The organism is Tenacibaculum sp. AWR4_210 (genome assembly GCF_056160945.1).
Genome location: NZ_JBSWYF010000001.1, coordinates 486714 through 499808 on the forward strand (window position 1 = coordinate 486714; position 13095 = coordinate 499808).

Annotated in this window: 12 protein-coding genes; 3 read left to right on the plus strand and 9 right to left on the minus strand. The window is 38.6% G+C overall.

All coding sequences use genetic code 11. From position 1 onward, the window contains the following. Positions 1-2 precede the first annotated feature (2 nt). The gene (locus ACXAG7_RS02150) at positions 3-947 is read left to right on the plus strand and encodes a glycosyl transferase family 90 (RefSeq protein ID WP_476665803.1); all 945 of its coding nucleotides are present in this window, start codon (positions 3-5) and stop codon (positions 945-947) included. Between the two features lie 19 nt (positions 948-966). On the opposite strand, the gene ACXAG7_RS02155 is transcribed toward ACXAG7_RS02150, so the two are convergent. Genes ACXAG7_RS02155 through ACXAG7_RS02180 form a run of 6 tightly spaced genes read right to left on the minus strand, consistent with a single transcriptional unit; the run spans position 967 to position 7666 of the window. Beyond that, the gene (locus ACXAG7_RS02155) at positions 967-2397 is read right to left on the minus strand and encodes a CCA tRNA nucleotidyltransferase (RefSeq protein WP_476665804.1); all 1431 of its coding nucleotides are present in this window, start codon (positions 2395-2397) and stop codon (positions 967-969) included. 3 nt (positions 2398-2400) lie between these two features. Further along, the gene (locus ACXAG7_RS02160; RefSeq protein ID WP_408043883.1) at positions 2401-2958 is read right to left on the minus strand and encodes an L-threonylcarbamoyladenylate synthase; all 558 of its coding nucleotides are present in this window, start codon (positions 2956-2958) and stop codon (positions 2401-2403) included. Next, positions 2958-4070, minus strand: coding sequence for a UDP-galactopyranose mutase (gene glf, locus ACXAG7_RS02165; protein ID WP_476665805.1), 1113 nt, complete (start codon positions 4068-4070; stop codon positions 2958-2960). The genes ACXAG7_RS02160 and glf overlap by 1 nt, the downstream gene beginning before the upstream one ends. Further along, on the minus strand, positions 4063-5349 hold the full coding sequence (locus ACXAG7_RS02170) for a glycosyltransferase family 4 protein (RefSeq protein WP_476665806.1): 1287 nt from the start codon (positions 5347-5349) through the stop codon (positions 4063-4065). The genes glf and ACXAG7_RS02170 overlap by 8 nt, the downstream gene beginning before the upstream one ends. Positions 5350-5399: 50 nt before the next feature. Further along, positions 5400-6656, minus strand: a complete 1257-nt coding sequence (locus ACXAG7_RS02175) for a glycosyltransferase (protein WP_476665807.1) — start codon at positions 6654-6656, stop codon at positions 5400-5402. Further along, the gene (locus ACXAG7_RS02180) at positions 6653-7666 is read right to left on the minus strand and encodes a glycosyltransferase family 2 protein (RefSeq protein WP_476665808.1); all 1014 of its coding nucleotides are present in this window, start codon (positions 7664-7666) and stop codon (positions 6653-6655) included. Before ACXAG7_RS02180 ends, ACXAG7_RS02175 begins: the two co-directional genes overlap by 4 nt. Before the next feature lie 112 nt (positions 7667-7778). Here ACXAG7_RS02180 and ACXAG7_RS02185 point away from each other — a divergent pair, with 112 nt between their 5' ends. Both ACXAG7_RS02185 and ACXAG7_RS02190 read left to right on the plus strand, forming a co-directional pair. Then, positions 7779-8921 carry a glycosyltransferase gene (locus tag ACXAG7_RS02185; protein ID WP_408043888.1) on the plus strand — a complete coding sequence of 381 codons (1143 nt, stop codon included), beginning with the start codon at positions 7779-7781 and terminating at the stop codon, positions 8919-8921. A 2-nt stretch (positions 8922-8923) separates the two neighbouring features. Beyond that, on the plus strand, positions 8924-10135 hold the full coding sequence (locus ACXAG7_RS02190) for a glycosyltransferase family 4 protein (RefSeq protein WP_476665809.1): 1212 nt from the start codon (positions 8924-8926) through the stop codon (positions 10133-10135). A gap of 2 nt (positions 10136-10137) precedes the next feature. Here the strand turns inward: ACXAG7_RS02190 and ACXAG7_RS02195 are convergent, their stop codons facing one another. The 3 genes from ACXAG7_RS02195 to ACXAG7_RS02205 are packed head-to-tail and all read right to left on the minus strand — an operon-like array spanning position 10138 to position 13034. After that, a complete protein-coding gene (locus ACXAG7_RS02195; protein ID WP_476665810.1) occupies positions 10138-11196 on the minus strand; it encodes a glycosyltransferase family 4 protein in 1059 nt (352 codons plus the stop codon). Further along, positions 11180-12292, minus strand: coding sequence for a glycosyltransferase family 4 protein (locus tag ACXAG7_RS02200; protein ID WP_476665811.1), 1113 nt, complete (start codon positions 12290-12292; stop codon positions 11180-11182). Before ACXAG7_RS02200 ends, ACXAG7_RS02195 begins: the two co-directional genes overlap by 17 nt. Then, complete coding sequence (locus ACXAG7_RS02205) at positions 12276-13034, minus strand: glycosyltransferase family 2 protein (RefSeq protein ID WP_408043892.1); 759 nt, start codon at positions 13032-13034, stop codon at positions 12276-12278. Before ACXAG7_RS02205 ends, ACXAG7_RS02200 begins: the two co-directional genes overlap by 17 nt. Positions 13035-13095 lie beyond the last annotated feature (61 nt).

The following is a 13095-nucleotide window of genomic DNA, read 5'->3' on the forward strand; positions in this document are numbered from 1 at the left end:
CCATGGGAATGCTTCAAAAAATTAAACGTTCGAAAGTCGTTTTTTATCTCACGCATTTTACCCTGTATAAATTACCTGGTTTTTTATTTAGGCCCAGGTTAAAATTTTGGTTGACCAACAACCATCCCGACGTTCAGAAGCGCTTGCAATACTACGCAAGCCCTTCTGCGACGAAGGTTTCGCCAAACTGGCAAAAGCTCTCCAATTTTCGACGACCAAAACGCGGAAGTATGTATTTTTTTGACTTGGTGAAGTATACCAAGTACTTTCCAAAACACTATCAAATCAATTATAAATTCGGTGATGTAACAGAAAACTTTGAGGAGCCTACTCTCGTAAAAAGTAGACCTATTAATCACAATGGAAATTCTGTATTAATGAAGCTCGACAGCCGTAGACATTTTCATTTTGTAAAAGACCACACCCCGTTTTTAGACAAGGATGACAAAGTGGTTTGGAGAGGTGTGATCCACAAGGAAAATCGACGACTGCTCGTTGAAAAATTTCACGCACACCCGCACTGTGATATCGGTGACGTGAGTACCCACCACGATTGGGTTCCAGATGCCTGGAAAAAACCATATTTAAGCATAGAAGAACAGTTGCAATCTAAATTTATTCTTTCGATTGAAGGTATTGATGTTGCTACCAACCTCAAATGGATTATGGCCTCTAATTCCCTCTGCTTTATGCCTACTCCTAAGTTTGAAACTTGGTATATGGAAGGTCTGCTTGTACCCGATGTTCATTACGTGCACATAAAAGACGATTATTCAGACTTAATGGAAAAGAGGTCTTACTACCTCAACAATCCAGAAAAAGCACTTAAAATCATTGAAAACGCCCAGGCATGGGTCCGACAATTTTTAAACCCAGAAACTGAAAAAACTTTATCGATCCAAGTATTAAATAGATTTTTTGAAAAAACCCAACAAAAAAGCTCTTGATGTTTCAAGAGCTTTTTTATTAATTATCGATAGGCGTCAATCCTAATTGCTTTCCTTTCTCGAGCATAAACTCATAACTCGCTTGGTATTCATTAGGGATGTTACCTTCTAAAATCGCTTCTTTAATCGCCTCCTTTATCTGTCCAATTTCACGACAAGGCTTTAAGTCAAAGGTCTTCATAATCTCTTCACCCGTTATTGGAGGTTGAAAATTACGAACTCTATCACGTTCTTCAACTTCTTTAATCTTGCTGCGGACAATTTCAAAGTTTTTGTGGTAACGTTTGAACTTTTTAGGGTTCTTTGTCGTGATATCTGCCTCACATAAAGTCATTAAATGATCGACATCATCTCCCGCGTCAAAAACCAATCTCCTAACGGCAGAGTCAGTTACTTCAGTAGCCAACACAATAGGTCGTGAACTTAACAAAACCATTTTTTGCACAAACTTCATTTTTGCATTCAACGGCATGCGCAAACGCTTAAATAATTTGTACACCATTTTAGACCCGACAAATTCATGTGAATGAAAAGTCCATCCATTTTTAGGATGGTATTTCTTGGTCGGTGCTTTCCCGATATCGTGCAACAGTGCTGCCCAGCGCAGCCAGAGATCATCGGTGTATTTACAGATGTTGTCAACCACCTCTAAACTGTGATAAAAATTATCTTTATGTCGTTGCCCTTCTACTTCTTCTACTCCTTTTAAAGCCGTTAATTCGGGTAAAATTCGAGGTAACAAGCCTGTTTTTTCGAGTAGTAAAAATCCTTTTGAAGGAACGGGGGCTGCTAATATTTTATTCAATTCAACAACGATACGTTCTTTGGTTATGATATCAATACGCGCTGCATTTCTAGCAATAGCCTCCAACGAGCCTTTTTCTATAGTAAAATCTAATTGTGTAGCAAAACGGATAGCACGCATCATTCGCAAAGGATCATCAGAATAGGTAATATCCGGGTCTAAAGGAGTCTGAATTAACTTCTCCTCCAAGTGCTGTAATCCATTAAACGGATCCAAGATAGCTCCAAAATTTTCGGAATTCAAACTCAACGCCAAGGCATTGATACTAAAATCGCGCCTGTTTTGATCGTCTTGTAAACTCCCTGTAGCTACTTTCGGGTTTCTGCTGTCCTCTGTATACGATTCCTTGCGTGCCCCCACGAACTCCACCTCTATATCGCGATAGCGCAACATGGCTGTACCGTAGGTTTTAAACACCTGTACTTTGGGTTTCGTCGGAAGCAATTCGGCTACTTTTTCAGCCAATTCAATACCACTTCCTACAGCAACGACATCGATGTCCTTTGCCGTACCTCTTTTCAAAATATAATCTCGAACGAATCCTCCAATTACATAACTCTCCAACTGTAACGCTTCCGTTGCTTTGTTGATATACGTAAAGATATCCGCCGTTAAAGCATCTTTATAACAAAGATTTTCTTGCATAATTTATTCTCTTATCACGAGCACATCCTCGCCTGCCAGTTTTAATATGGTCGACGATTTCTCTGCTACTTCATCGCGGTACAAAGTTACCACATAATCTACATTATTTACAATAGCCGAAGAAATTTCGGCAAAAGACTTGGCTGTTGGCTCCCCACTGATATTTGCCGAGGTAGACACTATTGGGCTACCAAATGCAGCTATCACCTTCTTACAGAACTCATTTTGAACAATACGGATGGCTATAGTACCATCTGCTGCAATGGTATTTGGTGCCAAATTTCTGGCATCTTCGTAGATAATCGTGGTCGGTTTTTCCGATTTTTCCAAAATATCCAGAGCCTTTTCTGGTAACTTCCCTATGTATTCTTTCAACATCGAAATCCCATCTACTAAAATGATAAGGCTTTTCGATTCTTCGCGCTGCTTGAGCTGGTAAATGCGCTTCACTGCTTCGCTATTCTTAGCATCACATCCCAACCCCCAAACAGTGTCTGTTGGATACAGCACCGTTTTTCCTGCCTGGAGGCTTGCTAGCATCTCTGTAACATCTTTATCCATTAGGTCAATTCTTTTTTTGATTTTGCTAATGCAGCTCCTATTACTTGGTGCATGTCGTAATAACGGTACTCTGCTAAACGACCTCCGAAAATAACGTGTTCTTTGGCAATCGCCAATTTTTTATACGCCTGGTAAAGGCTACCATTTTTTTCATCATTGATAGGGTAATACGCTTCCTTATCGCGACTCCATTGTTCGGGATACTCCCGCGTTACTACTGTATGGTTTTGTTTCCCAAATTCAAAGTGCTTGTGTTCTATAATTCTGGTATACGCATATTTTGAATCATTGTAATTCACCACGGCATTACCTTGGAAGTTATCCGTAGCTAAGGTCTCGTGTTCAAATCGCAGTGACCTGTACTCCAATTCTCCCAATTCATAATCAAAATACTCGTCAATTTTACCGGTAAACACAACCTTCTTAGCCAAGCCCTCTAGTTCATCTTTGTTTACAAAAAAATCAATTCCGAGTTTGACATCTACCCCTGCCAACAATCCTTCAATAATCTTATTGTATCCTCCAATAGGAATTCCTTGATATTTATCATTAAAGTAATTGTTATTAAAAGTATAACGCACAGGCAACCTCTTGATGATAAAGGCAGGAAGTTCTGTGGCCTTTCTCCCCCATTGTTTTTCTGTATATTCTTTTATAAGCGTTTCATAAACGTCTTTACCGATTAGAGAAAGCGCTTGTTCTTCGAGGTTCTTCGGCTGCTTTACTCCGTATGTAGCAATTTGCTCATCAATAATTTCCTTCGCCTCAGCAGGTGTCATAACACCCCATAACTGATTAAAAGTATTCATATTAAACGGGAGATTGTACAATTTTCCTTTTGAGATACTCACAGGTGAATTTACATAATTGTTAAATTCAGCAAACTGATTTACATAGTCCCAAATAGTTTTATCATTCGTATGAAAGATATGTGCTCCATATTTGTGCACATTAATTCCATCATTGTTTTCGCAGTATACATTTCCACCTATGTGGTCACGTTTGTCAATTACCAAACAACGCTTCCCTGCTTTGGTTGCTTCGTGAGCAAAAACACTCCCGTAAAGACCGGCCCCTACGATTAAATAATCGTATTCTACTGGATTATTCACTTTTTAATTTTTTAATCAATTCTATATAACTCTTCGCAAAGACATCGTTGTGGAAATAAGTATCAAACAACACTTTATTTGCATTTTGTTCCGGTGTATTTGCAATAATTGCCTTCGTTTGTTTTATTAAATCAGCTACATCATTGGCTTTAAAGTAATGTATTCCGGAAGTTTCTTCCGCTGTCAATTTCTTGAAATACCTATTTCCTCCAGTTTCACTAATCAGACATCGCGTCCCGACAGATAGTACCTCTAATAAAGCCAAATCAAAATACGTTTCTCTATTGGGTAAAATAAACAAATCTGCCGCATTGACTAATGAATGAGGATCCGTTGTCCATCCTACTTCTATCCAGCGTTTGTGTGACAATCCTGCTAAAGGATCCTCCTTTCCTGCTACCAAAAAATAAACCTGTTCAGAAGCTTCTAAAAGCTCCTTCCCTAATTCACGTAACAAGTCGTAGCCCTTGACTTCATTATGTCGTCCAAAATAGGTAATGATAAAAGCATCCTCGGGTATGTTGTACTCCGACAATATCTCTTTTTTAGAACGTTTAAATACAGATGGCTCTGTACAGGTTAAGAATTCTCTCCTCTCGTTTTTAAAAGGCAATGATTTATACGCCTCCCATGAATTGAAATACGGTTCTTGTGCTTCATCGCATGGAAAAATTACGTGATCGGCATTTTCAAACGCAAAGTGATCAATGGCTATAATTGCAGCCAATTGTTCCTCTGTAATAGTGTGCCCGTAAAACCAATCTTCGACAATCTCTTTGTGCACAGCTTTAGGAGCATGCGAGGTTAACAGGATTTCTCCACGGTATTCTTTAAGCAAATTTCTACAAGCGTAATACTCAAATGTAGAATGAAAATGGATGTAAGCATAGGCATTTAAATCTATATGTGCTGGCACACTTTCCTTTGCCACAAATAACATATCTAATACGCCCTGTTTCCATGCAGCATTCGCTTGTTCTTTTTTGAGAGCCTCTTTCTCGTTTTTATTGGTCAACCAACGAAATAAAGTATCGATCTTGGTAAGGTCTTTCAAAAAATATTGAATCCCTGGTTTTACCTTTTCTTTAAAAAATAAACTAAGAGCTGATTTCTGTTTCGGTATTGACACCTCGTAATCGTGAGCGAAATGAATGCGCTCTTGCAATCCATTCAATGCTACTGACTTTTCGAGGTTGTACAAATAGGTCGTTGGTCCACCACTTCTCGCTTTCAGAGGAAAGGTGTTCCAAATCAAAATTTTCTGTGTGTCGTTTTCCATATATTCTGTCTCGGCTGCGCAAATGTACTAACAATTGCACAACGATAATACTATCCTTCCTGTTTAGTTTTTAGCTGCGTCAACTCCTCAGCAAAATCAATCCACGAGGCCTCTATGATGGCTGCACTGTACTGCTCCATTGCTTTTTTAGCATTGTTTCCTAGCGCTGTTCTCAATGCTTCTTTTAACATCATTTCTCGCAATCGTTGCTCAAAAGCAGCATCATCAGCAACTAAAAACCCTGTTTTACCATCTGCTATCAATTCGTTCACTCCTGAACAATAAGCATATCCAATCGTTGGTAAACCAGTAGCCATGGCTTCCGTTAACGCCAATGGGAAGCCCTCATATTTACTTGGAAACACAAAAATATCGGCTGCTCGCATAACTTCCAAAGGTTGATCAGTAAATCCTTTAAAATGGATTTGTTGCTCCAAATTAGCTCGTTTTACCATTTTTTTCAGTTCATCTAAATCCACTCCTGTTCCATAGAAGTGAACTTCCCATTGTGGGAATTCAGGACCTAATTTTTCAAAAATTTCAATAATTTTATGTTGTTGCTTACAACTTGTAAATAAGGTTCCAACATGGGCAATTACGTGTTTTCCCGACTTGCTATTCACCTTAGATTGCTCCGTTTGTTGAGGCACCGGATTGGCAATCACTTTGGCGATCCCTCCAAAGCTTTCAGGTAAAAACTCTTTGTAACTCTCAAACAGCACTTGAATTCCCGCCAAATGCTTATAGGAAGCTTCTAAACAACGCATTTCATAATCGGGACGTGCTCCTAGCACATCCGTATAATCGTAATCAGGACGTCCATTAACCGAATTAACAATCGGAATTCCCAAGGGTCTGTAATAGGTGATCTCCACCAACGAAGCGGTTGACATGGTAACGATAAGATCAGGCTTGCTCGTCGTAATATATTCATGCCAATGTTTTGATCGAACCCCTACATTGTGTAAATACACATTTTCTGGGCCCTTCATTTTACGAAACAGCAGCTTATTATGTAATTTCGCACGCTTTTTTCTCAGTTTATGATACAACCATAATATTGGATTACTTCCTTTGTAATTATAGTACGGCAGCACTGGTCGTTCTCCCAAACCATCGGTGTAAATGTTTTCTACACGCACGTTGGGCTCCAAAAAAAACACGGGCTCCCCAACTACGTCTTCATTGGTCGCAATGGTTACTTCGTGTTTTTGTTTCGCAAAGGTATTTGCAATAAAACAACAAATTTTCTCAGTTCCACCGCATACATTTAAAAAATTGCGATGTTGAACAATCAGTATTTTCATATTCCGTATTTCGTATTTATGTTTTTCCTAAACCTTCGTTTAAAGTACATGATAGGCATCAACTTAGTCAATTTCCAAAGTAATTTCTTTCGTTGCATAGCCTTGAGGTAATAGGTATCAAATTCTTGTGAAGAAGCCGCTTTTAATAACTGCTGAAACGGCAAACTTAACAAGTTGTAGTCTTCTTTTGTAAGATACTGCACGACACGCTCATTCATAAAATTCTGAATTAATGTCAACAGCCTATCTTTTTGTTCGCTATTCAGTGGCATTGAAAGATAGCGTAACTCAAACGGCTCGTGTTGCATAAACAAAGCCAAATGCAAGGCATGTGATTTTTGCAATGAATACTGTTCGTAGAACTCGGTTAAAATTGTAATCCAACGTGGTATCTGATTCAATACTCGTTCACAGTTCGCATTAATTTTTACATGATTTTGCTGATCGTGCTTTCGATAGTGGTACTTCCCCGCTCGATTTACCGCCAAACCATTTGTCAATGCCAACAGTCTATGTGTGAACAGACCGTCTTCACAAGGTTGAATTCCTTCTGGAAAACGAACCCTTGGATACTTCATTAAAAAATCACGTCTAAACATAGCGGCACAGGTAGGCAAAGCCATCACATTGGGTAAACGATGACAATAATCAGTTCCTATAAGTACCATCTCTGCGTTATCTCTTTGCAATGCGGCTACCGATGTTCTTATGTACGATACGTCAATTGTATCGTCGGCATCCATAAAATAAACAAAGGTTCCTCGAGCCAAATCTAGACCTTTATTTCTAGCTACTGACACTCCGGCATTTGCCTGCTCACAATACTGAATTGAGCTGTAGTTAGATGCGTAGGAATCACAAATCTCCCCGCTGTTATCGGTACTTCCATCATTGACTAGTATGAGTTCAATTGAATCGTAATCTTGTGCTAAAATACTCTGAATAGTTTCTTCAATAAAGGGTTCTGTATTGTAGACAGGAACTATTATTGACACTAAAGGGGCTTCCATAAGATCGTATATTGATTATTTACACGGTGTTACTAATAACCGAAAACATTTGTAGCACAATAACCTCTGAACTAATAGAATTTCCATAATTTTGAAGTTCAAATTGTACCTAATGGCAAAGATACTATTTTTTTATCCTAACAATCCGCTCGTCGTTAATCAAGGAAACAATGCTCGAGCTCACGCGTTGTTACACTATTTTAATTCACGTGGTTTTACTGTTGATTTTGTGGGGATTGAATCTAACGAATTCACTGACAAACACCGTGAAGAAATTCAGAATTCTGAACTTGTTAGAGATGCGTATTTGTTACCGAAACGCAAGAATTCAGGATTGAATTATTTAATCCGTACCTCCATTGTCAATAAAATCAACAAATACCCTCGTGAATTTCAGTGGATTTACCACAATCAAGAGGTGTATTTTACAAAAATTTTAGCGAAAAACACCTACGACTATGTGGTCATCTCATACGTACATGCTTTTCCGCTCATCAAGAATAAACAAGCTCTTAAAAACGCAGTTACCATTGTGGACACGCATGATTTTTTTACTAGTCAATACGGTACTGTCGATACCCCACATTTAGGTAATTTGTTCACCACTGAAATGCGTTTGCTCGCAAAATTCGATCATATTTGGGCAATTTCTGTTGAAGAACAGTTTGTTTTCAGTCAGTTTTTACCTAACAAAAGTATCCTTACCATTCCTCACGGAATTCAAGACCGGAGCCAACAACGATTGCCAGAAACTTCTATCGATTTGTTTTACGTCGCTAGTGACAACCCCCATAACGTAGAATCTGCACACTGGTTTTTTAAAGAAGTACACCCTTTATTACCAGAAAACATCAACATTACCGTGGTTGGAAAAATCCAAGAACAAATAGGAAGCTACCCTAATGTTACCAAAATTGCCTATGCAGAAAATTTGGATGACTTTTATCGAAAATCAAAAGTTACTCTTTGTCCAATGCTGAGTGGTACAGGTTTAAAAATAAAGGTCGTAGAATCATTGGCTTTTGGAATCCCTGTTGTTTGTAATGAACGTGGGGTTGACGGGCTCTCCTCTAAGGTTAATAACGGTTGTTTAGTCACCGATGACCCTAAGGAATTTGCGTCTTATATTATTCAGCTTTTGGACAGTGACGAATTTTACAATACACATAAGCGTTATGCACATGAATTTTTTAACGCAACCTTAGAGGCAAGCATTGTCTTTAAGAAACTCGATCAGTTTTTTAATCCATCGTAACCATGGCCAAGATAGCAATAATTATACAGCGGTACGGGCTAGAAATTAACGGCGGAGCCGAATACCACGCCCGTATGCTAGCTGAGCAACTGACCGTTGAACACGACGTTACTGTGCTCACATCAAAAGCCAAAGATTACCACAGTTGGACTGACGCCTATGACCAAGAGGAAGAATTGCTCAATGGCGTTCAAGTAAAACGGTTTTCAGCACTACCGAAAAATCAAAAAAAGTTCAGAAAACTGAGAAGAAAGGTGCTTAGAACCAGGCTTATTGACAAACTGCTAGGTCGAAAAAACACCGTTACTAAAGTCCCCATAGCCACAGGGCATCAATTTGTAAAAGAACAAGGCCCCTACTGCCCAGGCTTATTGCAGTATCTCAAAGAGCAACAATCAGGCTACGACGTCTTTATATTTTTCACGTATTTATACGCCCCAACTGTTTTTGGGTTACCGTTAGTAAAAGACAAAAGTATATTTGTGCCCACTGCCCATGACGAACCCTTACTGTATACAGCTGCATATCGACAGCTTTTCGATACACCGAGGTATATCATGTACAATACGCTGGCAGAACGCGAATTAATAGAAAAAAACTTTCCAAATGCCTGTAAAAAACAGGCAATCGCAGGAATGGGAATTCAACCGTATACGCTACCCACTACACAACCAGTAACGAATCAATGGGTATCTGGTGACTATTTTGTTTATATCGGTCGTATTGATAATGATAAAGGCTGTGGCGAACTCATTGAATATTTCCACCGCTTGTGCCGTGAAAATCTGAGCTTAGTACTCATTGGTAACAATGAAAACTACCAATCCCAAATTACATCAGAAAATATCGTGTTTACCGGATTTATCAGTGAAGCAGAAAAATACGCATTGCTCAACAACGCGAAAGGGCTCATTATACCTTCAAAATACGAAAGCTTATCACTTGTCACATTAGAAAGTATGCTACAAGGGAAATTAGTTATCGCAAATAGTTATTGTAAGGTATTGAAAGATCACATAGAACAAAGTAAAGCCGGCCTCTTGTACGAAAATTACGAAGGTTTTGCAGCAGCTATTGAAAAAGTCATTAGCCTTTCTACATTGGATTACGAACTCTTAGCCGCGAACGGAATTAGCTATGTAGAAAACAATTACAGTTGGCCAAGCATACTTGCAAAATTTAACAAAGCTATAGACCATATTAAAAACTCCTAGCATTATTCCGCTAGGAGTTCCTTGTATATTTCTATGTATTCTTTTGATGCTTTCTCCCATGAGAATTGCGCAGCCCACTGTTTCAATGATTCCGCTCTTTGATTGTCTTCAAAGTCCTTCATGCCTTGATTGAATACAGCATTCAGATGATCTGGATCGAAGTTTTCAAAATAATACGCATGTGCCCCTCCTATTTCAGGCAAACTCGTATGCGTGGATAAAAACACTGGTTTGCCCAAATGCATAGCCTCAATCACTGGGATTCCGAACCCTTCTGCAATAGACGGAAACAAGAAAGCCTTACAATTTTTGAGATACCAATATTTTTCTTCTTCAGAAATAGCACCCAATAATACCAATTGGTCAGCTACTCCGTATTCCGCTGCCAATGACACTATTTTAGCCTTGTAGTTTTCATCCGGTTGAATACCTCCAATGTATAATTTCAGCGTCGGATTAGCTTTTAACATCGGAATTAAAACGTGAAAATTTTTCTTAGGCAATACCGTTCCTATCGTAAACAAATAGTCTCCTTCTGGACGGATTTTAGGCTCATTGAAGTCCGGGTATTCCACCAAATTAACCCCATTGTACACCACCTTTACTTTTTTTCCTTCTAAATTCAGATGCTTTTTTATATCTTCTAATACAAAGGTAGAAATGGTGGTTATATAATCGGCACGGTCAATTCTGTTTTGAATTTGCTTTATTAATTTCTGACGTTTGCTTTCACTTTTATCCTCGTACAAGAAGTTCAAATCGTGAATCGTCAAAACGAACTTAATGGCTTTTTGAGGCACAAATTTTGTTGTTTGATACGTTCCGTGCCATAAGGAAAACTTCTTTGCAGGTTTTAAAAATACCTTATCTATTAATTTCCTATTGATTCTTTTAAACTTGTCGTCAAGGTCAATTTTTTTATGCGTAAAAAAATGATAATCAAACGAAGTATCTTCCACCAAGTAATCTGCCAGATTTTTACAATAATTGTGTAATCCAGTATTGGGATACTTCATTCGTTCAATATCTACGATAATATTCTTTTTAGCTAATTTCTTCATAAAGACGATTTAAATTCTTAGCAATCACAGCATCGTCGAATTTCTGTACAAATTCTCTTCCTTTTGTGATCATCTCCGCTCTATCAGCCGGCGAAGCTACTAATTTTTTTATCATTTTAGCTAATTCTTCGCTATCATATGGGTCTACATAGGCGCTGTGAGGACCTCCAGCCTCCGGAAAAACTCCAGAGTTGCTAGTAATGACAGGGGTTTGAGAATACAAAGCTTCAATAATAGGAATCCCAAAGCCTTCAAAAATACTCGGATATACAAAAACAGTAGCCATTTGATACAAGGTTGCTAGCTCATCCAAACTCAATCCTTCTAAGAACTGCACGCGATCCTCCATTCCCTCTTTGCCAATATAGGCGGCTATTTGCTGATAGTAATCCGTTTTCTTCCCCACGATGACCAAGGGGATATCTTGATTTTTCATGGCCTTGACCACCGACAAAGCATTCTTTCTCTCTTCAATAGTCCCTACATTCAACACAAAGGCTTCTGGCAAGTTGAGTTTCGCTCTCAAAGCTGCTTTTTCAGCTTCATCACGCACCTGCTTAAAGGCCTCATTACAGCCCTGATAAATCACCGTAATCTTTTCTTCAGGAATTTTGAGAAACGCCATAATATCTCTTTTCGTCTGCTCACTAATTGCTATCACTCGATCAGCGGTCCTTGCCGCATACAAAAATTTGGAGTAATGTATTTTTCTATCAAAAAAAGAATACAATTTTGGGTATCTCATAAAAATGAGATCGTGAATGGTAACGACCGTTTTCACTGTTGAATTTTCAAGCCCTCTCGGCAATTCTCCTGACAACCCGTGGTACAGCGCTATTCCATCGCGCTTAATTTGTTTGCTCACAGCACGCTGCCTCCAAAGTGAAGACAACTTTTTCCAAACTATCCCCTCGGGCAATACCTCTTTCATATTATCCCTAAGGCGTAAACGAGTTACTTTTTTGGGTTTGGGATTGTACAACACATACTCATTTTCAGGACTAAACTTACTGAGTATCGATACTAAATCTCTACTGTAGTTCCCCAAGCCTGTAGTATTGTGAAATATTCTTTTGGCGTCAAATCCTACTTTCATTCTTCGTTGCTATTAATTCTTCCAACTCTTTAAAACGCTGTTGCACTCCATAGGCCATTGCGTACGAGAAAACAAAACCTTCTCTGCCATCGAGAAAGCCCAATTTAAGAAAATAATGAATACAAAACCTAGCTAAAGGCTTGATATACAAATGAAAAAAACCTACAACTGGTTTTTTCTGTATCAATTCTTTTGCTCTCAATACCGCGTAGTGTTCAATTTTATCTTTAAACTGAGGAAAGCTTTTATAGGTATAATGATTCAAAACTCCTTTGAGTGCTCCTACGGGTCCATCGGCATGGATTTTTTCGTGCACAAGACCGTGATAAGTACAACGATCCTTTCTAATCAATCGTATAATTTTATTCGTATGCCCTCCAAACTTTAACTTTTTCTTGCGCACAAAATTTCGTCGAATGCACGTATACGCGACCATTTCTGTAGTCTTGCTTAGGGTCGAACGAATCTCCTTTTGCAACCTAGGCGTAACCTCTTCATCGGCATCTACCAACAAAACCCAATCATGGGAAGCTTGTTGAATGGCGAAGTTCTTCTGTGAAGAAAAATCATCAAAAGTCCGTTGAATCAATCGAATATTATTGTTCCGGACAATTTCTACGGTCCGGTCTGCACTGAACGAATCGATAACGATTATCTCATCTGCAAAAAAAACAGAATCCAACGCTCGTTGAATGTTGGATTCCTCATTTAAAGTTGGTATTATTACTGTTAGTTTGGCCAAAGAACGTGATTTTTGGTTTGTATAGTCATTGTACAAACTCAATTTGTTCAATTATATTATA

What these genes read in the sequence shown, in the direction of transcription:
- ACXAG7_RS02155 (WP_476665804.1), bottom strand. Translation starts at nt 2,397, where the DNA reads ATGCAAGAAAATCTTTGTTATAAAGATGCTTTAACGGCGGATATCTTT.
- ACXAG7_RS02160 (WP_408043883.1), bottom strand. Translation starts at nt 2,958, where the DNA reads ATGGATAAAGATGTTACAGAGATGCTAGCAAGCCTCCAGGCAGGAAAA.
- ACXAG7_RS02185 (WP_408043888.1), top strand. Translation starts at nt 7,779, where the DNA reads ATGGCAAAGATACTATTTTTTTATCCTAACAATCCGCTCGTCGTTAAT.
- ACXAG7_RS02195 (WP_476665810.1), bottom strand. Translation starts at nt 11,196, where the DNA reads ATGAAGAAATTAGCTAAAAAGAATATTATCGTAGATATTGAACGAATG.
- ACXAG7_RS02170 (WP_476665806.1), bottom strand. Translation starts at nt 5,349, where the DNA reads ATGGAAAACGACACACAGAAAATTTTGATTTGGAACACCTTTCCTCTG.
- ACXAG7_RS02200 (WP_476665811.1), bottom strand. Translation starts at nt 12,292, where the DNA reads ATGAAAGTAGGATTTGACGCCAAAAGAATATTTCACAATACTACAGGC.
- ACXAG7_RS02190 (WP_476665809.1), top strand. Translation starts at nt 8,924, where the DNA reads ATGGCCAAGATAGCAATAATTATACAGCGGTACGGGCTAGAAATTAAC.
- ACXAG7_RS02180 (WP_476665808.1), bottom strand. Translation starts at nt 7,666, where the DNA reads ATGGAAGCCCCTTTAGTGTCAATAATAGTTCCTGTCTACAATACAGAA.
- ACXAG7_RS02175 (WP_476665807.1), bottom strand. Translation starts at nt 6,656, where the DNA reads ATGAAAATACTGATTGTTCAACATCGCAATTTTTTAAATGTATGCGGT.
- ACXAG7_RS02150 (WP_476665803.1), top strand. Translation starts at nt 3, where the DNA reads ATGGGAATGCTTCAAAAAATTAAACGTTCGAAAGTCGTTTTTTATCTC.